At 72.6% G+C, this 20,883-nt stretch carries 22 protein-coding genes and 1 pseudogene; 8 read left to right on the top strand and 15 right to left on the bottom strand.

What is annotated here, in order from left to right:
* The first annotated feature begins 339 nt into the window (after positions 1-339).
* On the top strand, positions 340-2,220 hold the full coding sequence (locus GTY47_RS00945; RefSeq protein WP_086012509.1) for an ABC transporter ATP-binding protein: 1,881 nt from the start codon (positions 340-342) through the stop codon (positions 2,218-2,220).
* A 9-nt stretch (positions 2,221-2,229) separates the two neighbouring features.
* Here GTY47_RS00945 and GTY47_RS00940 read toward each other — a convergent pair whose 3' ends face one another.
* From GTY47_RS00940 to GTY47_RS00930, 3 genes are all read right to left on the bottom strand, one after another.
* Positions 2,230-2,412: a hypothetical protein gene (locus GTY47_RS00940; RefSeq protein WP_010039591.1), complete on the bottom strand. Its 183-nt coding sequence runs from the start codon at positions 2,410-2,412 to the stop codon at positions 2,230-2,232.
* A 155-nt stretch (positions 2,413-2,567) separates the two neighbouring features.
* Positions 2,568-3,257 carry a DUF899 domain-containing protein gene (locus GTY47_RS00935; RefSeq protein ID WP_010039585.1) on the bottom strand — a complete coding sequence of 230 codons (690 nt, stop codon included), beginning with the start codon at positions 3,255-3,257 and terminating at the stop codon, positions 2,568-2,570.
* Positions 3,258-3,356: 99 nt separating this feature from the next.
* The gene (locus tag GTY47_RS00930) at positions 3,357-4,721 is read right to left on the bottom strand and encodes an amidohydrolase (protein ID WP_010039584.1); all 1,365 of its coding nucleotides are present in this window, start codon (positions 4,719-4,721) and stop codon (positions 3,357-3,359) included.
* 134 nt (positions 4,722-4,855) lie between these two features.
* Here GTY47_RS00930 and GTY47_RS00925 point away from each other — a divergent pair, with 134 nt between their 5' ends.
* Positions 4,856-5,803 (top strand): endonuclease/exonuclease/phosphatase family protein, encoded by a 948-nt coding sequence (locus GTY47_RS00925; protein ID WP_010039582.1) that lies wholly within the window; start codon positions 4,856-4,858, stop codon positions 5,801-5,803.
* On the top strand, positions 5,782-6,369 hold the full coding sequence (locus GTY47_RS00920; RefSeq protein WP_078602823.1) for a class I SAM-dependent methyltransferase: 588 nt from the start codon (positions 5,782-5,784) through the stop codon (positions 6,367-6,369). The genes GTY47_RS00925 and GTY47_RS00920 overlap by 22 nt, the downstream gene beginning before the upstream one ends.
* Here GTY47_RS00920 and GTY47_RS00915 read toward each other — a convergent pair.
* Both GTY47_RS00915 and GTY47_RS00910 read right to left on the bottom strand, forming a co-directional pair.
* Positions 6,337-8,319, bottom strand: coding sequence for an FUSC family protein (locus GTY47_RS00915; protein WP_010039578.1), 1,983 nt, complete (start codon positions 8,317-8,319; stop codon positions 6,337-6,339). The two genes, GTY47_RS00920 and GTY47_RS00915, sit on opposite strands and share 33 nt — an antisense overlap.
* Positions 8,320-8,492: 173 nt before the next feature.
* The gene (locus tag GTY47_RS00910) at positions 8,493-9,269 is read right to left on the bottom strand and encodes a nucleotidyltransferase domain-containing protein (RefSeq protein ID WP_010039575.1); all 777 of its coding nucleotides are present in this window, start codon (positions 9,267-9,269) and stop codon (positions 8,493-8,495) included.
* Between the two features lie 150 nt (positions 9,270-9,419).
* On the opposite strand from GTY47_RS00910, the gene GTY47_RS00905 reads away from it, so the two are divergent.
* Entirely contained in the window at positions 9,420-9,821 is a 402-nt protein-coding gene (locus GTY47_RS00905) for a RidA family protein (RefSeq protein WP_010039573.1), read from the top strand.
* A gap of 44 nt (positions 9,822-9,865) precedes the next feature.
* Complete coding sequence (locus tag GTY47_RS00900) at positions 9,866-10,471, top strand: transferase (RefSeq protein ID WP_010039571.1); 606 nt, start codon at positions 9,866-9,868, stop codon at positions 10,469-10,471.
* Position 10,472: 1 nt separating this feature from the next.
* Here the strand turns inward: GTY47_RS00900 and GTY47_RS00895 are convergent, their stop codons facing one another.
* A complete protein-coding gene (locus GTY47_RS00895) occupies positions 10,473-11,195 on the bottom strand; it encodes an aspartate/glutamate racemase family protein (protein WP_010039569.1) in 723 nt (240 codons plus the stop codon).
* Between the two features lie 2 nt (positions 11,196-11,197).
* Positions 11,198-12,664 carry an NCS1 family nucleobase:cation symporter-1 gene (locus tag GTY47_RS00890; protein ID WP_029181145.1) on the bottom strand — a complete coding sequence of 489 codons (1,467 nt, stop codon included), beginning with the start codon at positions 12,662-12,664 and terminating at the stop codon, positions 11,198-11,200.
* 176 nt (positions 12,665-12,840) lie between these two features.
* Between GTY47_RS00890 and GTY47_RS00885 the strand changes: the two genes are divergently transcribed.
* Positions 12,841-13,503, top strand: a complete 663-nt coding sequence (locus GTY47_RS00885) for a GntR family transcriptional regulator (protein WP_029181144.1) — start codon at positions 12,841-12,843, stop codon at positions 13,501-13,503.
* On the opposite strand, the gene GTY47_RS00880 is transcribed toward GTY47_RS00885, so the two are convergent.
* The 3 genes from GTY47_RS00880 to GTY47_RS00870 all read right to left on the bottom strand — a co-directional run bounded on the left by GTY47_RS00880 (position 13,500) and on the right by GTY47_RS00870 (position 16,269).
* Complete coding sequence (locus GTY47_RS00880) at positions 13,500-14,204, bottom strand: uracil-DNA glycosylase (protein WP_010039563.1); 705 nt, start codon at positions 14,202-14,204, stop codon at positions 13,500-13,502. The genes GTY47_RS00885 and GTY47_RS00880 overlap by 4 nt on opposite strands.
* A gap of 101 nt (positions 14,205-14,305) precedes the next feature.
* Positions 14,306-15,655: an MFS transporter gene (locus GTY47_RS00875; protein WP_010039560.1), complete on the bottom strand. Its 1,350-nt coding sequence runs from the start codon at positions 15,653-15,655 to the stop codon at positions 14,306-14,308.
* A complete protein-coding gene (locus tag GTY47_RS00870; RefSeq protein WP_010039558.1) occupies positions 15,652-16,269 on the bottom strand; it encodes a winged helix-turn-helix domain-containing protein in 618 nt (205 codons plus the stop codon). Before GTY47_RS00870 ends, GTY47_RS00875 begins: the two co-directional genes overlap by 4 nt.
* A 132-nt stretch (positions 16,270-16,401) precedes the next feature.
* On the opposite strand from GTY47_RS00870, the pseudogene GTY47_RS00865 reads away from it, so the two are divergent.
* Positions 16,402-16,869 (top strand): annotated as a pseudogene (locus GTY47_RS00865) (RNA-binding S4 domain-containing protein); the annotation flags it as partial.
* A 102-nt stretch (positions 16,870-16,971) separates the two neighbouring features.
* Here the strand turns inward: GTY47_RS00865 and GTY47_RS00860 are convergent.
* Both GTY47_RS00860 and GTY47_RS00855 read right to left on the bottom strand, forming a co-directional pair.
* Positions 16,972-17,436 carry a DoxX family protein gene (locus tag GTY47_RS00860; RefSeq protein ID WP_010039556.1) on the bottom strand — a complete coding sequence of 155 codons (465 nt, stop codon included), beginning with the start codon at positions 17,434-17,436 and terminating at the stop codon, positions 16,972-16,974.
* A gap of 120 nt (positions 17,437-17,556) precedes the next feature.
* A complete protein-coding gene (locus GTY47_RS00855) occupies positions 17,557-18,267 on the bottom strand; it encodes a class I SAM-dependent methyltransferase (protein ID WP_029181142.1) in 711 nt (236 codons plus the stop codon).
* 150 nt (positions 18,268-18,417) lie between these two features.
* Between GTY47_RS00855 and GTY47_RS00850 the strand changes: the two genes are divergently transcribed.
* Positions 18,418-18,681, top strand: a complete 264-nt coding sequence (locus tag GTY47_RS00850; RefSeq protein ID WP_010039554.1) for a DUF6343 family protein — start codon at positions 18,418-18,420, stop codon at positions 18,679-18,681.
* Between the two features lie 67 nt (positions 18,682-18,748).
* Here GTY47_RS00850 and GTY47_RS00845 read toward each other — a convergent pair whose 3' ends face one another.
* From GTY47_RS00845 to GTY47_RS00835, 3 genes are all read right to left on the bottom strand, one after another.
* A complete protein-coding gene (locus GTY47_RS00845; protein WP_010039553.1) occupies positions 18,749-19,129 on the bottom strand; it encodes a tetratricopeptide repeat protein in 381 nt (126 codons plus the stop codon).
* A 50-nt stretch (positions 19,130-19,179) separates the two neighbouring features.
* On the bottom strand, positions 19,180-19,800 hold the full coding sequence (coaE, locus tag GTY47_RS00840; RefSeq protein ID WP_010039552.1) for a dephospho-CoA kinase: 621 nt from the start codon (positions 19,798-19,800) through the stop codon (positions 19,180-19,182).
* A gap of 85 nt (positions 19,801-19,885) precedes the next feature.
* A complete protein-coding gene (locus tag GTY47_RS00835) occupies positions 19,886-20,824 on the bottom strand; it encodes a PAC2 family protein (protein WP_010039551.1) in 939 nt (312 codons plus the stop codon).
* Between the last annotated feature and the right edge of the window lie 59 nt (positions 20,825-20,883).

Raw genomic sequence — 20,883 nt, 5'->3', positions numbered from 1 at the left:
GCTCGCAGAACTCGTCGCGCTCGTAGAGCCCGCAGAGCCCGCAGAGCCCGCAGAGCCCGTAGAGCCCGTAGAGCCCGTCGAAAAAGGCTCGTCGAGGCCTACGCACCACCCCTACGACTCCGCGCCGTCCCACGCCTCCCGCCGTCGGGTCGTGCGCCCGCGCGCCTCCGGCGCCGCGGGCTGCGCCCTGCCCGGGCGGGCTCCGCCCCCGCGATAGTGACCGTTCGTCCACGAACGGGACACGGGCAGGGAGGTCGGTCGACGGTGGCGAAGAAGCGGACCGCGCCGGAGGTGTCCGAGTCGGAGCGGCTGCTCTTCGGCGGACCGCTGCGCTACGACATGGGCTGGAACCAGCACGCCGACGCGTTCCTGGAGCTGAACTTCCGCGCCATGATCACCCGGTTGCCGTCCCTGCTGGCGTCCAGCCTGCGGCTCGCCCGGCAGGCCGACCGGGGCGCCGCGCGGGTCGTGCTGGCCGCCGAGGCGGGCCGGGGCGTGGCACAGGCGGTGGCGCTGCTCGCGGTCAACAGCGTGCTGGCACGGCTGATGGGTGGCGGTGCGATCGAGGACCGGCTGCGCGGCGCCGTCCCGGCGCTGGTCACCGTGGCCGTCGTGATGCTGCTCGCGGCGCTGCTGCGGGCCGCGAGCACCTACGCCACCGGACGGCTGGAGCCCAAGGTGGAGCGGGTGGCGACCGAGCAGTACCTGGAGCGGGCCGCGGCCGTCGAGCTGGCCGCGATCGAGGACCACGCCTTCCACAAGCTGCTGGACACCGCCCAGTACGGCGCTGCCTCCGCCCGCCGGATGATCATGTACGGAACCCGCGTGATCAACGCGATGATCTCGCTGGTCGCGGCGGCCGGTGTACTGACCGTGCTGCACCCGGCGCTCCTGCCGCTGCTGGTGACGATGACGCTGCCGAGCGCCTGGAGCGCGCTGACCGTGGCCCGGCGGCGCTACGAGTCCTTCCACGCCTGGGTGCAGCACGCGCGTGCGGGCCGGCTGCTCGGCAATCTGCTGATCGAGCCCGAGGCGGCCCCCGAGATCCGGGTGCACGGCGTGGGCGCGTTCCTGCTGCGGCACTTCCGCGCGATGTCGGAGACGGCGGAGGCCGAGCAGGCCCGCCTGGCCCGGCTCGCCGCCCGTACCGGCCTGATCGCGGCGGCGTGGACGGGCCTGGCGACGGTGGCGACGTACGCGACACTCGGCGGGCTGCTGCTGGCAGGCGCGATGGCCCTGTCGGTGGCGGGTACGGCCGTGATCGCGATCCGGACCGGCTCGCAGAGCCTCGACACGCTCGTGGTGGAGGTCAACGCGCTGCACGAGGAGGCCCTCTTCGTCGGCGACCTGCAACGGCTGTACACGGAGGCGGCACAGCGGGCCATCCCGGAGGGCGGCCGGCCGTTGCCGGAGAACCCGCGCGAGATCCGCTTCGAGAACGTCACGTTCCGTTACCCGGGCGACTCGGCCCGCCCCGCCCTCGACGACGTGTCGCTCACGCTCCCGCTCGGCCGGATCGTTGCGCTGGTCGGCGAGAACGGCTCCGGCAAGACGACCCTGGTCAAGCTGCTCGCCGGGCTCTACACCCCGGAGAAGGGGCGGATCCTGTGGGACGGCGTGGACGCGGCGACCGCCGACCGGCACCGGCTGGCCGAGCGGATCGCGATGGTGGCGCAGGACTTCAAGCGGTGGCCGTTCACGGCCCGGGTGAACGTCGCCCTGGGGCGCACGTCGGCGCCGGTGTGCGAGCAGCGGCTGGCCGCGTCGATCGCCGAGGCCGGGGCCGAGACGGTGATCGCGGACCTGCCGCGCGGGCTGGACACGCTGCTCGCGCGCAACTTCAGCGGCGGGCACGAGCTGTCGGGCGGCCAGTGGCAGCGGCTCGGCATCGCCCGGGCGGCCTACCGGCGGGGCCGCATCCTGATCGTGGACGAGCCGACGGCGGCCCTGGACGCCCGGGCCGAGCTGGAGGTCTTCGAGCGGATCCGCGCCCTGGCCGCCAGCGGCCAGACGGTCGTACTGATCACGCACCGGCTGGCGTCCGTACGCCACGCGGATCTGGTGCACGTCCTGGACCAGGGCCGGCTCGTGGAGTCCGGGACTCCGGACGAGCTGCTGGCGACCGGCGGTCTCTACTCCGAGCTGTACTCGCTCCAGGCGGAGCAGTTCGCCACGTCACCCGCACCGGTCGACAAGGTGCCGGCGCCGAAGGCGGGCTGAGGGCACACGTCAGGCCGTGGCGTCGGCCACGTCCCCGCTGCGCACGATCACCAGGAACATGTCCGTGGCGAGATCCATGACCACCTCGGCGGGCAGGCCTTCGCTACGCCGCGCCTGCGCGAACTCCTCCGCCGGCCAGGAACCACGCGGCCCACCGGCGGGAAAGCGTTCGAGCACCGTTCGCCCGTTCACCCTGCACCTCCATGTAGCGCTGTACTCGTAGAGTTAAACGCCAACCATGGGGTGAACGGCTCGCGAAGTGACGGTTCTGAGACGTAGTTGACACTCGTTCACCGCTGAGTGTGACCAAACTCTCAGCCTCTTGGTCTACCTTTTCACTTTCCGTATCAGCCGTCGTACTCGTCGTGATAGCGGACGCGCTCACTTCCCGCAGGCGCCCCAAGAGCCGACGCGCGTCCCTTGGGCTCCTCCCACTCCTCCTGTCGGCCCAGTGCCGTGAGGTCCAGCAGGCTGCTGGTCGAGCCGAGGCAGTCGAGGCCGCGCTCGTACGTCGAGTACGTGTGGAAGACCCGGTCGCGGTCCCGCAGGAAGCAGCTGAGGCCAGGGCGCTCGACGAACTCGCCCTCGCGTTCGAGGGTCACCTCGAAGTCATGGTTGAAGTCGCTGCCGTACGACGAGTACCAGGGCACCGTCCAGCCCATCCGCGCCTTGAACGGCAGGATCTTCGGGTACGGCGCACGGGACACGGTCGCGAACGACGTACCGCGAGCGTGGAGATGGGCGAGATGCCCTATTTGGTCCAGGAACCCGGAGCAGCTGCGGCAGCCGGCGTCCCACTCGGGCGCGAACATGAAGTGGTAGACGACTAGCTGGTGCCGGCCCTCGAACAGGTCGAGGAGGGTGGCCTTGCCGTCCCCGCCCTCGAACACGTACTCCTCGTCGACCTCGACCATCGGCAGTCCGCGCCGCTCGGCGTTGAGTGCGTCCCGCGCGCGGGTGGCGGCCTTCTCCTTGCGAAGCAGTTCAGCGCGCGCCGCGCGCCACTCCTCGCGCGAGACGATCTCCGGAAGCGACATGGGCCCTCCTGTGGCAACGGTCCGTCCGGGGTGGTGACCGGCGGCAGACGCGGAACTCATCGCTGCCCGGGAAGAAATCTCGAAAGTCCGCCCGGAACGTCAGGTGTCGTAGTCCTGGATGCGCCGACCGTGGCTGCGGTCGACGAGGGCGGGCAGACGCTCCTCCAGTTCCCGTACCACGGCCGGCACGTCGATCGTCAGGAGCGCACGGTCGCGCATCAGGATCCGTCCGTCGACGATCGTGGTGCGCACGTCGGCGGAGCGGGCGCTGTGCACGAGGGTGGCGGCGAGGTCGTGGACCGGCAGGGTGTGCGGCCCGGTGAGATCGACCAGGACGATGTCCGCCCGCCGCTCCGGCGCGATGCTGCCGACGCTGTCCCCCAGTCCCACGGCACGGGCACTCTGGAGGGTGGCGTGGTGCAGGGCCTGGCGGGAGGTCAGCCAGCGGGGGTCGCCCTCGTGGGACTTCTGGACCAGGGAGGTGAGGGCCATCGACTCCCATACGTCGAGGGAGTTGTTGGAGGCGGCGCCGTCGGTGGCGAGCCCGACGTCGACGCCGATCTCGCGCAGGGCACGGACCGGTGTGGTGTCGGGCCAGGCGAACTTGAGGTAGCCGCGGGGCGCGGTGGCGACGGCCGTACGACCGGCCGCCCGCTCCAGGACGGGCAGGTCGCGGTCGACGATGCCGGTGCCGTGGGCGAGGAGCACGTCCGTGTCGAGGATGCCGGTGCGTTCCAGGACCTCGATCGGGGTGACGCCGTGACGGGCGAGGCTGGTCTCGGTCTGATCGCGGTTCTCGGCGGCGTGCAGGTGCACGGGCAGGGCGTGTTCGCCGGCGAGCCGGGCGGTGGCGGCCAGGTCGGCGTCGCCGACCGTGTAAGGGGAGTGCGGCGCGAGGGCGGTGGTGATGCGGCCGTCGGCGGAGCCGCGGTGCCGTAGCGCGAAGTCGAGTGACCGCTCCCGGCCTTCGGGGCCCTGCGAGGAGAAGTAGGCCTCCCCCAGCAGCGCCCGCAGGCCGCATTCCGCTACCACTTGAGCCACCGCGTCCATGGCGAAGTAGTGGTCGGCGAAGCAGGTGACGCCGGCACGGATCATCTCGGCACAGGCGAGCCGCGCCCCCAACTCGACGTCCCTCTCGGTGAGGTTGGACTCCACCGGCCAGACGACGTCGTTGAACCACTCCTCCGTCGGCAGGTCCTCGGCGAGGCCGCGCAGCGCGACCATCGGTGCGTGCGTGTGACAGTTGATCAGGCCGGGCAGGGCGACCTGGCCCCGGGCCTCGAGGCGCTCGGCGGCGGGCAGGTCCGCGGCCCCGGCGGTGGTCGTCACGGCCTCGACGACACCGTTCCGTACGACGATCGCGGCGTCCTGCTGGAACCCGATGCGCTCTTGATCGTCGTGCACGAGGACGGTACATGCGCTGATGATGAGGTCGGCGGGACTGTCCGCGGCAGAAGGCGTCATCGCGCCAACGTACGACGAGGTCGTAGGGCGGCATGAGCCGAACCGCACATCCCGTCGCGGCTCTGTCGCGGGGCGGGCCGGGCCAGCATCCTGGTCTCACCACCCCGCCTGTCGGCTTCTGAAAGGAGCCCGGCATGCTCCTCGGCACCTGGAACCTGGAGAACCTCTACCGGCCCGGCGGCCCGTTCGGCCCGAAGGACGAGGCCGCCTACGAGACCAAGCTCGCCGCGCTCGCCGCCGTGATCACGGAACTCGACCCGACGCTGCTCGGCGTGCAGGAGGTCGGTGACCCCGGGGCCCTGGAAGACCTGGCCGGGATGCTCGACGACGACTGGCACATCGCCCTGTCCGAGCATCCGGACAGCCGGGGCATACGGGTCGGGTTCCTGAGCCGTACGGCCATGAGGGTGCTGGCCGACACGACGGCGTTCCCGGCGGAGCTGCGGCCCGTGCAGGTGGACGACTCGGGGGTGACGGTGGCACAGGCGGGGCGGGGCTTTCTCGCCGTGGAGGTCGAGGACGGGCCGCTGCGGGTGGCCGTCTGCCATCTGAAGTCCAAGCTGCTGTCGTACCCGAACGGCCGGTTCCAGCCGCGCGACGAGGGGGAACGGGCCCGGTACGGCGCCTACGCCCTGTACCGGCGCGCCGCCGAGGCGACGGCCCTGCGCGCCCTCGCGGACGAACTCCTGGACGGCGACGGGCAGGGCAGGGACGTGGCCGTACTGGGCGACCTCAACGACGAGGTACAGGCCGCGACCACACAGATCCTGCTCGGCCCGCCCGGCTCCGAGATCGGCACGCCGGGCTACGAGCAGGCCGACAAGGGCGACGCGGCCCGGCTGTGGGACGTGGCCCCTCTCATCCCGCCCGGACAGCGCTACTCCCGCGTCAACTCCGGGCGGCGCGAGCTGATCGACCATGTGCTGGTGAGCCACCGCCTGGTGCACCGGGTGACGGCGGCGGGCACGGGCCTGCCCGGCGAGGGCCCACCCGGTCTGCCGTCGGTCGGCCCCGACCCGGCGGAGCGGCGGGGCGCGCCCGGGTCGGACCACGCGCCGGTGTGGATACGGGTCGGGGGCTGAGCACCATCGACGTCCCGGAGCGCCTGAGATGGGCGGTGCAGGTCCTCGACCCGGCACCTGACGACCGGGTGCTGGAGGTCGGCTGTGGCCGGGGGGTCGCCGTCGCGCTGATCCACGACCGCCTCGTCACAGGCACCGTCACCGGCATCGACCGCTCCGCCAAGGCCGTCGAGGCGGCACGCCGCCGCAACAGCGACGCGCTCACCACCGGAAGGGCCGCCGTCCACACCCTGTCGCTGGAGGACGCCGACTTCGCCACCGGCTCCTTCGACAGGATCCTGGCGGTCAATGTCAACCTCTTCTGGACCCGCCCGGCGGACCGGGAACTGACCTCGCTGAGGCGCTGGCTGGCGCCGCAAGGCCTGCTGTGCCTGTGCTGGGAACCGCCGGACGGGAAGCGGGCCGAGGAGATCGCCGCGAAGGTGCAGCAGGCGGTCGCGGGGCACGGGTTCGCGACCGAGGTGCGCCGGGCCGCGACCGCGCAGGGCGGCGGCCTGGTGGGGCTGTTGGGCATCGCGGTGGGGCCCGGGCGGCTATCCGGCGAGGGGCGTCCGGGGAAGTCGTAGCCCCACCCGCTCCACCGGTCCGGCGAGTTCGTCGAGGAGGGCGGTGAGGCGCTCGGTGTGCTCGGGGCCGATCCGTCCCGTGTCGTCGAGGTGGACGGCGCAGGCGGTGGTGGTGTCGACGAGGCGTTCGAGGAGGTCGGCCACCTCGTCCGCGCCCTCGGTGTGCCGGGCGAGGGCGGGCAGTTCGTGCGCGGACAGGGAGATGGCCGTCCGGGCCTCGGCCAGGGTGCGGTAGGCCTCGCGGCGCAGGGTCCAGCGGGTGGCGCGGGGCTCGGAGGGGGTGGCGCGGAGGTCGGAAGGCGTGGCGCGGTGGTCGGAGGGGGTGATGGGACGCTCGGAGGAGGTGCCGGGGCGCTCGGAGGGCCTGCCGGAGGTGCCGATGCGCGGGGCGTCGGCCTCGTCGAGGACGTGGGTGAGGTAGGCGAACGCGGCGTCGCTCGCCGCGGCGAGCCGGGCGCGCACTCCCCCGCCGCGCTGCCCGGGCATCGGCAGGTGCCCGACGATCAGCACGATCGCACAGGCCAGCAGCGTCTCGCCGATCCGCCCCATGGAGGCCTGCGGTTCACCGCCGACCATCACCAGGGCGAGAACGAGGACCGTGACGACCGCGGTCTGGGCGGCGAAGTGCCGGGTGGCGACGGGTATGAGCGCTCCGCTGAGGGCGACGAGCGCGATGAGCCCTTCGGGCCGGGGCAGGACGGCGGCGAATCCGGCGAAGACGACGGCGCCGAGCACGGTCCCGGCGGCCCGGTTCAGCACCCGCGAGGCCAGCGGTCCCAGGTCGGGCTTGACGAGGAAGACGGCGGTGGCCGGCAGCCAGTACCAGTGCTCGTGCTGCCCGTACCACTGGCCCTGGTGCAGGGCCTGGGCGACCGCCGAACTGGCCCCGAAGCAGAGGGCGACCCGCAGCCCGTACTCGCGTCCGGCGCTGCCGAAGGCGGCGCGCAGCCGGTCCCTGGGCGTACGGGGCCGGGTGTGCAGATCGCCGCCCCTGCCCTGGTCGAACACCTCGGCGGCGTGCAGGAGGGCGTCGTCGAGCGCGCGCAGCGCGGGCGCCGAGCGGGAGGGTGCGGGCAGCGGCCCGGTGTGGCTGTTGCCGCGCACGGCGGCGGCGAGCCGCCGGGGTCCTTCGGAGGCCCGCTCGGCGACGGCCTCTCCGGCCCACGCCAGCGCGGTGGCGGCCTCGGCGAGGGGCAGGGCGGCGGCGTACTGCGCGTGCAGCCGCCGCTCGGCGGAGGAGGAGGCGTACCGCCGCAGCCGGGGCCCGGCGAGGGCGTCCTGCGCGTGGTCGAGGGCGGCGGTGAGCGCCGCCCGGCGGCGGATGGCCTCGGGCCCGCCGACCGCGTCGAGCAGCTCGGCGACGGCCTCGTACACGCCGGCGACGGCCGCCCGCTCCCCGTCGAACCGGAAGTCCCCGGCGAGGGAACCGGGCGTGGGCAGCACGAGCCGGAGTGCCAGCAGCCACCCGGCGCCCGCGACGTAGGCGAGCGCACGCTCCCACCCCGGCTCCGGCAGGGGCATCCCGGCCCCGATCGCCGAGCCGACGAGCAGCTGCGTCCCGACGGCGGACGCGACGGGCCCGATCGCGCTGATGCTCCCGGCGACGAGCCCGACGAAGGTGAGGAGCACGGTCAGCACGACCGCGCCGGTCTGCTGCCCGGCGTACGTCCCGGCCACCAGCCCCAGGGCACCGCCCAGCGCGGGCACCCCGATCCGCTTGACCGAGGCCCGCCGGCTCCCGGGCCGGTCGTTGATCCCGGCGAGCATGGCGGCGATGGCGGCGACGACCCCGAGCGAGGTACGCCCGACCTGCACGGCCACCAGCAACAGCGGCCCCGCCGACAGGGCTCCCCGCGTCACCGCGCTCCAGGGCACCGGCCCCCGCTGCGCGCGCAGGGCGTGCGCGAGCCAGGGCGGCAACGCGAGAAAGGCACGGCGGGACCGGGACACAGGGCTCCTGTCGACTCGTCGAGGGCAGGGGTGGGCCTTCGGGCGACGGTGGCCGGGGCGGGGGTGTGGGTGCCCACAGTAGGCGGGGTTCCTGGAGGAAAGGTTTCCGGAACGTGACGGAGTACGGGAAAGCCGGGTTCTTTATGAACGCAATCACCGACGGCCGTGCCAGGTCAGCTCCGCGCTGCCGCCACGGCCCGGTGCAGGAGCGTCTCCACGTCGGTGATGCTCTTCGCGAGCTCGTCCGGAGCGCCGGTGAGGGTGCCCAGAACCGCGTCCACTTCCCGCAGACCGGCCCGCGCGACGAGGTCCTTCTCGTTCGTGACCCACTCCCCCCGCGCCGCCAGCACCGCGTGCGCCGTCTGCGTCGCGGCGAGGGCGATCGCGCCCGCGACCTGGGTGACCGCACCCTTGGGCGCGTGACCCGCCTTCGCGTACGCGAGGGTGGCCGTGGCCGTGCCGTGCCAGTGGGCCGGGGCGGTCTCGCGCAGTGCCGGCGGGTAGGCCGCGGGGCGCGGCAGTTCGCCCCGCAGCACCTTGTTGATCGCGAGTTCGGCGGCGAGCAGGTACGTCGGGATGCCCGCCAGGTGGAACATCAGCGGCTCGACCCGGAAGCGGCCCCGCTCCGCCTCCGCCACCTCGTGTTCGACGACGTCGAGATCGCGGTAGTGCACGTCCACGCGCCTTCCGTCGACGGTCAGCCAAGCACCGCCGTTGAAGACGCCGCCGCCCCACGCGCCGACCTCGCAGACCTCACCCTCCCAGCCGACCGCACGGAGGTCCTCCGGGTCGAAGGCGCCCCGGTAGTAGATCGCCAGGTCCCAGTCGCTGTCGGGGCGTTCGGTGCCCTGGGCGCGGGAGCCGCCGAGGGTGACGGCCTCGACGGTGGGGAGGGCGGCGAGGCGGTCGGCGGTGGTGCCGAGGAAGGTCTCGTCCGGGAGGGTGGGCACGGGCGTCGCTCCTGGGCCGGCGGGTACTGCTCGGGAAGCGTAGGGGAACGCTCGGACGAGGGTGAACCGAAAAACGGGTGCGCCCGTGTGCCGGAACCTCGCATGATCGGCGGGTTGCCCTCGGCTCCCGCCCGTAGATCGGAGACCCCCGTGATCCAGCGAGTCACTGTCCCGAGCCTGTTTCCGCCGCCCACCTACTCCCACGCGTCCGTCGTCGAGGCCGGCACGCGGCTGGCGTTCCTCGCCGGGTCGGTGCCACTGGATGCCGGCGGCGAGCTGGTCGGCCCCGGGGACCCCGTGCGGCAGGCCGAGCAGGTGATCAGCAACCTGCGGGAGCAACTGACCGCGGTGGGCAGCGACCTGGCGCACGTCGTGTCGACCGACGTGTACGTCGTGGGCAGTGAGCCGGCCGTGCTGTCGGCCGTCTGGGAGGTCGTCGAGGCGTCCGGGCTCAGTGCCGGGCCGCACTCGTCGACGCTGATCGGCGTGGCGTGCCTCGGGTACACGGGACAGCTGGTGGAGATTACGGCGACAGCCGTCGTTCCCGGGTAGTCGGCAGCCGGCGGCCGGCAGCCCGTCGAGCCAGGAGGAACGCCATGTTGATCGAGCACCGCGGGCGGCGCCCCGTCGTCCCCGGGTCCGCGTACGTCGCCCCGACGGCCGTCCTGTGCGGGGCCGTCGTCCTCGGTGAGCGCAGCCGGGTGCTGCACGGGGCCGTGCTCACCGCCGAGGACGGGGAGGTGCGGGTCGGATCGGACGTCGTCGTCATGGAGAACGCGCTGGTGCGGGGGCGGGCCGGGCACCCCACGGTGATCGGTGACGCCGTGCTCGTCGGCCCGCACGCCCATGTCAACGGGGCGACCCTGGAGGACGAGGTCTTCGTGGCCACCGGCGCCTGCGTCTTCCCGGGCGCCGTCGCGAGCGCCGGATCCGAACTGCGGATCCACAGCGTGCTGCACGTCAACTCCGTGCTGCCGCCCGGCACCGTCCTGCCCATCGGCTGGATCGCGGCGGGAGCGCCCCGGGCCCGGCTCTTCGCCCCCGGCGAGCACGACGAGCTGTGGCAGGTGCAGGAGGCGCTGGACTTCCCCGGCACGGTGTACGGCATCCCGCGCGGCACCTCGATGCGGGAGGTCATGGCCCGTCAGGCGGCGTTCTACGGGGCTCATCGCGACGACGTCACACTCGACGGCCCGGCATGACCTAGTGCCGTCCGGGCCGCCCCCACACCCTCCGTTTCGCCAGCGGCTCGGCGTAGCTCCCCGCCCGGCTCGTCGTCAGCCCCAGCGCCACCAGCGATTCCGCCAGTTTGACCGCGGCGGCGACCCCGTCGACGACCGGCAGGCCCAGCTTCTCCCCGACCAGCCGCTGCAACCCCGTCATGCCGGCGCAGCCCAGCACCAGTACCTCGGCCCCGGCCGCGCACGCCCGCTCGGCGGCGGCCAGGAACGCCGTCTCGGTGCGCTCGTCGTCGCCGAGGTCGAGCACGTTCAGGCCCGTGCCGACGATCGCGGCGCAGTTGCGGGCCACGCCAGCCGTCTCCAGGCTGTCCTCGATCTGGCCGACGGACCTCTCCAGCGTGGTGACGACGCCGTAGCGGCGACCCAGCAGACAGGCCAGGTGCGCTGCCGCCTCGGTGATGTCGACGACCGGTGCGTCCACCAGTTCCCGGACGCCCTCCCGGCCGTGCTCCCCGAAGCCGGCCATGACGACGGCGTCGTACGGCGGTCCGTCGTACGTGCGCAGCGTGTCCAGGACGGCCGCGGCGGACAGGTAGCTGTCGAGCCAGCCCTCCGCGGACTCCGGCCCCCAGGCGGGGGTCAGTCCGGTCACGGTGGTGCCCGGGCCTGCGGCGGCCCGGGCACCTCGTACGATCTCCTCGGTCATCTCCTGCGTGGTGTTGCAGTTGGTGACGACGATCCGCACGTCTATCGAACCTCCGCCGGCTGGGCGGCCGTGGCACGCTCGGGGCGGCACAGCACCGCGTAGAGCCCGGCGGCGATCGCCGTGCCGATGAACCAGGAGTACGGCGCCACGTCGCTGAAGGTCTTCACCAGCGCGAGGACCGCCGCCACACCGGCCGCCGGCAGGAACGCCCACAGTGCCTTGGGGTTGAAGCCCTTGCGGTAGTGGTAGCGGGAGCCGGGCGTGGCGTCGAACAGTTCGTCCACGTTCACCCGGCCGCGCTTGACCCAGTAGTAGTCGACCATGATCACGCCGAACAGCGGGCCGAGGAAGGCGCCGAGGCCACCGAGGAAGTAGTTCACGACGGTCGGGTTGGAGAAGAGGTTCCAGGGCGTGACGAGCAGGGCCGCGACCGTGCTGATCATGCCGCCGATCTTGAAGGTGATCTTCTGCGGCCAGACGTTGGCGAGGTCGTACGCCGGCGAGACGAAGTTGGCGACGATGTTGACGCCCATGGTGGCGATGGCGAAGGTCAGCGCGCCCAGCACGAGCACCCAGGTGTTGCCGATCTCGGCGACGAGGTAGGCCGGGTCGGTGATCTCCTTGCCGAAGACCTCGAAGGCGCCCGCGGTGACGATGACCGACACGATCACGAAGGCCGTGGAGTTGATGGGCAGGCCCCAGAAGTTGCCGCGCTTGACGGACTTGTAGTCGGGCGCGAAGCGGGAGAAGTCGCAGAAGTTGAGCATCAGGGTGCCGTACGTGGCGAGGACCAGGCCGATCGCGCCGAACCACTGGCGCCACTGCTCGCCGACGGACACCGGGTGCGGGGTGGAGGTGAGCGAGATCGTCCAGCCGGCCTTGGCGAGGATCCACACGGCCAGCGCGATCATCACGAGCCAGATCGCCGGACCGCAGAAGTCCTGGAACTTGCGGACCGACTCCATGCCCCGGCTGATGATCGCCGCCTGGACCAGCCACAGCGCGATGAAGGAGACCCAGCCGAGCGCGTCCAGCCCGAGGAACGAGTTGTGCGTCCACGACTCCAGGCCGGGCCAGGCCGCGAGCAGCATCACGTTGACGGCGACGGAGGCCAGGTAGGTCTGGATGCCGTACCACATGATGGCGATCACGGCCCTGATCAGCGCCGGGATGTTGGCGCCCCAGACGCCGAAGGCGATCCGGCTGACGACCGGGAAGGGGACGCCGTGGCGCTGCCCGATCTTCCCCATCCAGTTCATGCCGATGTAGATGATCACGAAGCCGACGAGCAGCGACGTGAAGATCTGCCAGACGTTCATGCCGAGGAAGAGCAGCCCGGCGGCGAAGGTGTAGTTGCCGAGGTTGTGGACGTCGGACATCCACATGGCGAAGAGGTCGAAAACCTTCCAGTTGCGCTTCTTGGCGGGCGCGAGGTCTTCGTTGGTGAGCCGGGGATCGGGGACGAACGCTGGGCTTCCGGTGGTTGCGGCACGGTCGGCGAGGGACACGGGGGCCTCCATGAGCAAGGGGACGACGGAGGACTGCTCGGTGAGGGACTGCTGTGCGGGGTCCACTCTGCGGGGGGCTTTGGTATACCAAACTGCGGTCATGGTCTCGCCGTCAACAGTTCTGACCGATGTCGCTCTTGTTAACGCTGCGTAAAAGACACCTCGCCTCGGCGAAGATGGGGTCCATGACGAAGATCGAACCTCTGGGAGCGGTGCGCGAACGCGTGACGGCCGAACTGCGGCAGGAGATCATCGCGGGCAGCCTCCGTCCCGGCGACCGCCTGGTCGAACGCGAGCTGGCGGAGCGCTTCGGCGTCTCGCGCGTTCCGGTCCGGGAGGCGATCCGGGCGCTCGTCGCCGAGGGCTTCGTCCACTTCGAGACGCCCCGCCGCACGGTCGTACGCCGTCTCACCCCCAACGACGTCAAGGAACTGTTCGAACTGCGCGAGGCCCTGGAGGTCTACGCCGCCGGACTCGCCGCGTCCCGCGCGACACCGCAGGACCTGGCCGAGGTCCAGGAACTCCTCGACCGCGCGGCCGCCGCGACCGAGGCCGGGGACGCCGAGCTGATCACGGACCTCAACAGCCGCCTGCACGACCGGATCGTGGCGATGGCCGGCAACAGCCTGCTGACCGAGGCCCTGGAACCGGTCGCCGGCCGGCTGCGCTGGATGACCCGGCGCAACGAGGAGTGGCCGCAGCTGCTCGTGGAGCACCGTGAGCTGTACGAGGCGATCGCCTCGGGCGACCCGGGCCGGGCTCGCGCGCACGCGCTCACGCACGTACGGACCAACTACCGCTCCACGGTGCGGCATCTGTTCGGGGAAGAGGCTCCCTAGGCTTCGGCAGGGCCGAGTCCCGCCGCCCGTGCGGCTGTTCGCAGCACGTCACGCAGCATCACGGGGGTGAGCCGGCCGGTGAAGGTGTTGCGCTGGCTGACGTGGAAGCAGCCGAAGAGCTCCAGGCCGTCCAGGTGGACCCGGGCGCCGTGACCGAAGGCGGGCCGGGGCCGGGGCACGGGCCAGCCCGCCTCGGCGAACGCGGGCAGCGCGGCCTGCCAGCCGAAGGCACCGAGCACGACCACGGCCCGCAGTGTCGGACGCAGCAGCCGCAGTTCCTGCACGAGCCAGGGGCGGCAGGTGTCCCGTTCCTCAGGGGTCGGCTTGTTCGCGGGCGGGGCGCAGTGCACGGGCGAGGTGACACGCACGCCGTACAGCTCCAGTCCGTCGTGGGCGTGCTCGGCGGTGGGCTGGGAGGCGAGGCCGATGTCGTACAGCGCCTCGTACAGGACGTCCCCCGAGCGATCGCCGGTGAACATCCGGCCGGTGCGGTTGCCGCCGTGCGCGGCGGGGGCGAGTCCGAGGATGAGCAGCCGGGCGTCCGCCGGCCCGAACCCGGGCACCGGCCGCCCCCAGTACGTCCAGTCCGCATAGGCGGCTCGCTTGGTCCGGGCCACCTCCTCGCGCCAGGAGACCAGCCGCGGGCAGGCCCGGCAGTCCGAAATGCGCCGGTCGAGGAGGGGGAGACCGCTGGCGTCCATCACTCCACGGTAGGCGCAGGTGGGGTCGTGGGCGTCGGGGGGAGTCGGGTTCCTCGGGTCGGTCCGGAGCGCCGGTGCGTGGGGTGCCCCGGTGTGCCGGCTCAGGTGGCGGTGGTGACCGGCGTGGACCGGACGTCGGCGCGCCGGAGCCAGAGCAGGGCTCCGGACAGCAGCACGGCACCGGTCAGCAGCCAGGGCAGCGGGCCCGGCCGCAGTGTCCCGAGGACCAGGCCGGTGAGCGCGCCGACCAGTTGCAGGGCGAGGGACTGGACGGACAGGGCGGTGGCGCGTTGCGCGCTCGGGACGCGGCGGTGGAGCAGGTCGTTCTCGTTCGGGGAAGCCGCACCGATGCCGAGGTGGAACAGGCAGAATCCGACGACCGCGAGGGCCGTGGCGAGCAGGTGCGTGGTGGAGGCGGTGGCGCCGAGCAGCAGCACGCCGCCCGCGCAGGCCCCGAGACAGACGAGCACGGCCCGTTCACCGCTGCCCGCGACCCGGGCGGCGAGCGGCGCGAGGTGACTGCCGACACCGCCGCAGAGGAAGCCCGCGCAGGAGAGCGCGGCATAGGCCAGCGCGCCGGAGCCGGTCGCGCCGGTCAGCGCCACCGTACGCCCCGGCATGAGCAGTTCGATGGCGGCCAGGGCACTGCCGACGGCCGCGGCGGTGAGCAGGACCCGCCGGACCAGCGCGTCACGGCCGCCCAGCCGCAGTCCGCCCAGGACGGTCACCGGGACGCCGCGCAGCACGGAACGCAGGGTGGCCGGAGGTCGCGGCGGCTCCCGCAGGACGGTCAGCACGTAGCAGACGAAGACGACCCTGAGCGCGGCTCCCAGCAGCACGGGGACGGACAAGGGCAGCACGGCCCCGGACGTCGCCTCGCTCAGCCTGGCTCCGAGACCGGGCCCCGCGCCGAGCAGCCAGGGCAGGGCACCGCCGAGCAGCAGGCCGGCCGCGAGGGCGGCGGAGGTCGCGGAGCCGCCTCGGGCCAGGCCCGTCCGCAGCTCGGCGTCGGGTCCGGAATGCGCCTGGACGGTGTCGACGTACCAGGCCTCGGCGGTACCGCTGGCCAGGGCCCGGGCCGCGCTCATGAGCACCATGCCGGCGGTGAGGACCCAGGCGGTGGTGCCGAGGCCGACCAGGGCGAAGGCGACGACGTTGAGCGCGCCGGCCATGGCGAGGACGGGCCGGCGCCCGAGCACGTCGGAGAGCCCGCCCGTGGGCAGCTCCAGTGCGGCCACGGTCAGCGAGTGAGCGGCGAAGAGCCCCGCCACCGCGGCGAGGGACATGCCGCGCTCGCTGAACAGGAGGACCATCGAGGCCATAGCGAGGCCCGGCGGCAGCCATAAGAGCGCGCAGACGGTGACGTACCGGCGGCGAGCGGTCCGTACCCCGGGCGGCTCCGGCTGCTCTCGCAGCTCTGGCAGCTCCGGCAGCTCCGGCAGCTCGGTCATGAGGCGTTCTCGCGATCCGCGTCCTCACGGTCGTGCGGGGCGAGCGGAAGGCCGGCGGTGAGGAGCATGACGTGTTCGGCACGCGGGTCCTGCGCGTCCCGGGCGGTCAGTTCCTCCAGCTTCCGGGCGATGGTGTCCCAGAGCTCGGTGAGCGACCCGGCCGTCAGCCGGGGCATGAGGTCGCTGATCCCGGACGGCTCCACCCACTCCTGGCCGAACCGTCCGGCGGCCATGTCCGCCTCGTGCCGGGCGAGGGACGTCTCCAGGTGCTCCAATTGTCGCCGCCGCGACAGGCTGACGAAGGCGCGGCCCGCCTCGGAGGACTCCATCGCCTCGTTGCTCCAGGACGTCACGGTGTGCCGGGCCCGCCAGCGCCGCTCCCGCCCGTCACGATGCTCGGCCTCGGCGATGAACGCGTACTTCGCCAGCACCCGCAGGTGGTAACTGGTCGACGCCGACGACTCCCCCGTCCGCGCGGCGAGCTCACTGGCCGTGGCGGGCCCGTCCTGCCGCAGCAGCCCGAGCAGCCGGATGCGCAGGGGGTGGGTGAGGGCCTTCAGGGCGTCCGTGTCGTGCTCGGGGTCGAGTACGCGCCGTTGCTCATCGCTGTCCATGCCGGGAGGGTAGGCCGAGGCGGGCGTTTACCAAAAGAGTTTTTGCAAAAGTTGTTTTGTAGAGTCGGATGGAGGGCGGTTCCTGCCCGGACGACCCGGAAACAGATCACTCGAAGGACTAAGGTCGGGGACATGGCTTCTGAAGGCGCGGAGTACGACGGGGCGGGCGACACGAAGGCCGTGGACCCGAAGGTCGCGGCGGCCATCGCAGCTGCCGAGGCCGCCGGAGCACAGAGCGGCCAGACCGTCCGCGTCGACAGCTGGATCTGGGCCGTGCGCCTCGTCAAGACCCGTTCCCTGGGCGCCACCGCCTGCCGGGGCGGGCACGTCCGCGTCAACGGCGAGCGCGTGAAGCCCGCCCACGCGGTACGCGTCGGCGACGAGGTGCGCCTGCGGCACGAGGGCCGGGAGCGGGTCGTCGTCGTCACACGGCTGATCCGCAAGCGGGTCGGCGCCCCCGTGGCCGCCCAGTGCTACATCGACAACTCCCCGCCGCCCCCGCCGCGCGAGGCCGTCGCCCCGGCCGGCATCCGCGACCGAGGCGCGGGCCGCCCGACGAAGCGGGACCGCCGCGAATTGGAGCGCCTGCGCGGCCTGACCGGCCCAGGCCCCGTCCCCGGCCCGGCCCCCGGCGGCGGCTTCGGCCCCGATCCCGGCGGCGGGTCGGGCAAACCGAGGCCGTGAGCAGCGCACTTGGCACGTTCACGCCCGGAGCCGCAGCAGGCGCAGCAGATCCGCGTTGTGCTTCCGCCGCGCCCAGGCGATGAGGGCGAGCGGCACGAGCAGGATGATCGGCGTCGCCGCGTACTGCCCGTCGAAGACGGTGATCCGGGCGACGAACGCGCCCACCATCAGCGCGCCCAGCGCCATCGCCGCCACCGACTGGAGCACCGGGATCAACAGGGCGATCGCACCGGCCAGTTCGAGCGCCCCGATGGTGTACATCCCCGCACTGCCCCAGCCGAGCTTGTCGAACAACTCGGCAGCCGACGGGTGCGCGATCAGCTTGGGCAGGGCGCTCGCGATCCCGTAGATGAGGGCGAGCAGCACCTGGAGACCGCGCAAGGCGATCCGGGCACGCCGCCCGCGGGCGGTCGCGGACTCGGCGACGACGACACCGGCCGGGGCCGAGGGGGCGGCGGTGGCGGGAGAGTCGATCTCGGGCATGGAGGTCTCCTGGGGGAAGCGGTCCGTGATGATGTCGCAGAGGTAGACCGCTACTCGCCCTCGAACTCATCGCCGCCCCGCGGACTTTCACCCCGGCTCGCTCCAGCCCTGTCCGACCCCTCATGCACTCCGGCCGCTTGGACCGTCGGGCACCGCCCGCACCCAGACCCGATCCTCCGTCAGGTACCGGTCCACCCTCAGGCCCGTCTCCTTCAGCGCCTCCTCGAACTGCTCCCTGGTCAGCGGTCGCGCCCGGAACGTCTGGGTCCAGAACGCGTCCGGGAACTCGTACTCCGCGCGCACCGAGTTGACCCCGTCGCCGACCGGCTCCGACGACACGATCCGCACGGTGAAGCCGCTGGGGTCGACCCGCTCGCGCGGGACGTTCGCGTGGTAGTCCTCGCCCTCCCGCTGGATCAGCACGGAGCCGCCCTTCGCGACATGCCGCACACACGTGCGCAGCAGGCTCCGCCGCACCTCGGCGTCCCCGGCGTGCACGAGGAACGACGCGAGCAGCACCACGTCGAACGTCTCGCCCAGATCCAGGTCCTCGATCGGGCTGCATATCGTCCGAGCCCCGCGTACCCGCTCCAGCATCTCGGCGGACTCGTCCACCGCCGTGACCGTGAACCCGTGCTCCAGCAGCGCATGGGTCATCCGCCCGACGCCGCTGCCCAGCTCCAGGATGCGCGCGCCCGCCGGCACCGCCGCTTGGATGACCTCCGGTTCGTCCCCGACGGGCAGCCGCGAGTAGAGCTCCACCGCGCAGCCGTCCGGGGTGATGGCCCCGGGTCCCGTCCCCTCGTACCCCTCACGCATTCTCAGCTCCATGCCCGCCCAACGGACCGCACCCGCACACCCGTTCCCGTCCCCGCCCGCGTTCACCCGCCCGAGTGAACGACGTCCCGCGCCGGCCCCGGCCTCCCCTGTTGGTCGGCCTCCGCGGCGAGGAGTACGTTGCAGACAGGAGCGGAGATCGTGATGCGTACAGGCAGTGAACCGACGACCGCGCGCAGTGCTCTGCGGGCGCGCTTCTGGCTGAGCCTGTGGGGGCTGGTCTGGGCGCTCTTCGGGACGGTCGCGTTCACGCTCGCCGGGCGGACCGGCTGGGCCATCGCCTGCGGCGCGCTGCTGCTGGTCGTCACGATCGACCTCGTCATCGTCCTCAGGCACATCCGCCAGGGCCCGCACTACCAGCCGGGCCCCGACATCCCGCCCTACTGCCCACCGGAAGATCATCCCTGAGGCATCACTCCTGGAGCATCACCCCTGGGGCTGACAGATCACCCCTGAGCCGGACAAGGCCGGCCGCTCACGCGTCGAAGCGCGCCGCCTTCAGGAACCGCGGGTTCGGATCCAGCGCGGCGGCCAGGCGGAAGTGGCGCTTGGCCTGGTCGGGGCGGTTCTGCCGCTCATAGGTGCGGGCGAGCGCGAAGTGCGCGAACGCGTTGTCCGGCTCGCGCTCCAGAACGATCGAGAACTCCAGCTCCGCCGGCCGCAGCTGCGCCGCCGCGAAGAAGGCACGCGCGCGCAGCAGCCGCGCGGCGGTGTTCTCCGGGTGCGCGGCGATGACTCCGTCGAGCAGCTTCACCGCGCCCCGCGGGTCCCGCGCCGCGAGCAGTTGCTCGGCGGCACGGAAGTCGATGACGTGCGTCTCCGGGGTACGGCCGGTCGAACCGCTGGTCTCGGGCACGGCAGATTCCTTCCCTCACTGCCAGGGTTCAACGCCCCCGTGAGATGCCGCTATTCCTGTGCGGACGGCCGGGACGCCTGCGACCTGCGTGTCAGCTCGGCCCACACGTCCTTCACGCGGCGCTCCAGGTCCACCAGCGGGACGTCGTTGTCGATGACGATGTCCGCGATCTCCCGGCGCTGCTCGCGTGTCGCCTGCGCGGCCATCCGCGCGCGGGCGTCCTCCTCGGTCATGCCGCGCAGCCGGACGAGCCGGTCGAGCTGGGTTTCGGGGCTCGCGTCGACGACGATCACGACGTCGTAGAGGGGCGCCAGGCCGTTCTCCGTGAGGAGCGGGACGTCGTGCACGACGACCGCGTCCTCGGCGGCGGCCTCTTCGAGTTCGCGCGAGCGGGCGCCCACGAGGGGGTGCACGATCGAGTTGAGCGTGGCGAGCTTCGACGCGTCGGCGAAGACGATGGAGCCGAGCCCGGGCCGGTCCAGGCTGCCGTCGGCCGCGAGCACCTCCTCGCCGAAGGCGTCCACGACCGCGGCGAGCCCCGGGGTTCCTGGTGCGACGACCTCCCGCGCGATGCGGTCCGCGTCGATCAGCACGGCACCGCACTCGACGAGCAGCCGTGACACCTCACTCTTGCCGGCGCCGATACCGCCGGTCAGGCCCACCTTCAGCATGAGCCGAGCTTAGGCCCTGCCAGAGACAGGGCCCTGTCCAGGTCTCCCCCTGTCCAGGTCTCCCCCAGTCGAGGTCTCCCCGGCCTCAGCTGTCGCCTTCTCTTTCTGCCAGGAACTTTTCGAACTCGCGGCCGATCTCGTCCGCCGAGGGGATGTCCACCGGCTCGGCGAGCATGTTGCCCCGGGTCTCGGCGCCCGCGACCGCGTCGTACTGGTGCTCCAGGCCCTCGACGAGCGCGGTGAGGTCCTCGTCGCCCTCGCGGATCTGCCGGTCGATCTCCGTCTGCGTGCGGTGGGCGTCCGAGCGCAGGGCGTGGGCGATGCCCGGGAGCACCAGTCCGGTCGCCGCCGTGATGGCCTCCAGGACCGTCAGGGCCGCGTCCGGGTACGGGGAGCGGGCGATGTAGTGCGGGACGTGGGCGGCCACGCCGAGGACGTCGTGCCCGGCCTGGAGCAGGCGGTACTCGACGAGGGACTCGGCGCTGCCGGGCACCTGCGCCTCCTCGAACGGGCTGCGGTGGCCCGGGACGAGGTCGGTGCGGTTGCCGTGCGGAGTGAGGCCGACGGGCCGGGTGTGCGGGACGCCCATCGGGATGCCGTGGAAGTTCACCGACAGACGGACGCCGAGCCGCTCCACGATCTGCTTGACGGCCGCGGCGAAGCGTTCCCACTCCACGTCCGGCTCGGGGCCGGACAGCAGCAGGAACGGCGCTCCGGTGGCGTCCTGGACCAGCCGCACCTCGATGGCGGGGTCCTCGTAGTCGCTCCAGCGGTCGCGCTTGAACGTCAGCAGCGGGCGGCGGGCGCGGTAGTCCACGAGCCGGTCGTGGTCGAAGCGGGCGACGACCTGGTGGGGCAGCGAGTCGAGCACCCGGTCGACGATCTGGTCGCCGGTCTCGCCCGCGTCGATGTATCCGTCGAAGTGGTAGAGCATGACAAGACCGGCCGACTCCTGGGCCAGCGCCATGTCGACGACGGCCAGCCCCTTCGGCTCCCATGCGTACAAGCCCTGCGGATCAAGCACAGTGACCGCTCCTCCTCGTGTTCATACGCCACAACGCCGTTGCGGGCACGGGCATTCCC

Source organism: Streptomyces sp. SID5464 (genome assembly GCF_009862985.1).
In the GTDB taxonomy this organism is placed as follows: domain Bacteria; phylum Actinomycetota; class Actinomycetes; order Streptomycetales; family Streptomycetaceae; genus Streptomyces; species Streptomyces chartreusis_D.
Note: the sequence above shows the minus strand (reverse complement) of the source record. Positions and strands in the feature narration are given on the sequence as shown.

Excerpts from the sequence above, each read along its gene's own strand:
- GTY47_RS00875 (WP_010039560.1), bottom strand. The coding sequence starts at position 15,655 with ATGACCGAGCTGCCGGAGCTGCCGGAGCTGCCAGAGCTGCGAGAGCAG.
- GTY47_RS00860 (WP_010039556.1), bottom strand. The coding sequence starts at position 17,436 with ATGCCCGAGATCGACTCTCCCGCCACCGCCGCCCCCTCGGCCCCGGCC.
- GTY47_RS00855 (WP_029181142.1), bottom strand. The coding sequence starts at position 18,267 with ATGGAGCTGAGAATGCGTGAGGGGTACGAGGGGACGGGACCCGGGGCC.
- GTY47_RS00925 (WP_010039582.1), top strand. The coding sequence starts at position 4,856 with ATGCTCCTCGGCACCTGGAACCTGGAGAACCTCTACCGGCCCGGCGGC.
- GTY47_RS00935 (WP_010039585.1), bottom strand. The coding sequence starts at position 3,257 with ATGTCGCTTCCGGAGATCGTCTCGCGCGAGGAGTGGCGCGCGGCGCGC.
- GTY47_RS00930 (WP_010039584.1), bottom strand. The coding sequence starts at position 4,721 with ATGACGCCTTCTGCCGCGGACAGTCCCGCCGACCTCATCATCAGCGCA.
- GTY47_RS00900 (WP_010039571.1), top strand. The coding sequence starts at position 9,866 with ATGTTGATCGAGCACCGCGGGCGGCGCCCCGTCGTCCCCGGGTCCGCG.
- GTY47_RS00945 (WP_086012509.1), top strand. The coding sequence starts at position 340 with ATGGGCTGGAACCAGCACGCCGACGCGTTCCTGGAGCTGAACTTCCGC.
- GTY47_RS00880 (WP_010039563.1), bottom strand. The coding sequence starts at position 14,204 with ATGGACGCCAGCGGTCTCCCCCTCCTCGACCGGCGCATTTCGGACTGC.
- GTY47_RS00885 (WP_029181144.1), top strand. The coding sequence starts at position 12,841 with ATGGGGTCCATGACGAAGATCGAACCTCTGGGAGCGGTGCGCGAACGC.
- coaE (WP_010039552.1), bottom strand. The coding sequence starts at position 19,800 with ATGCTGAAGGTGGGCCTGACCGGCGGTATCGGCGCCGGCAAGAGTGAG.
- GTY47_RS00870 (WP_010039558.1), bottom strand. The coding sequence starts at position 16,269 with ATGGACAGCGATGAGCAACGGCGCGTACTCGACCCCGAGCACGACACG.
- GTY47_RS00850 (WP_010039554.1), top strand. The coding sequence starts at position 18,418 with ATGCGTACAGGCAGTGAACCGACGACCGCGCGCAGTGCTCTGCGGGCG.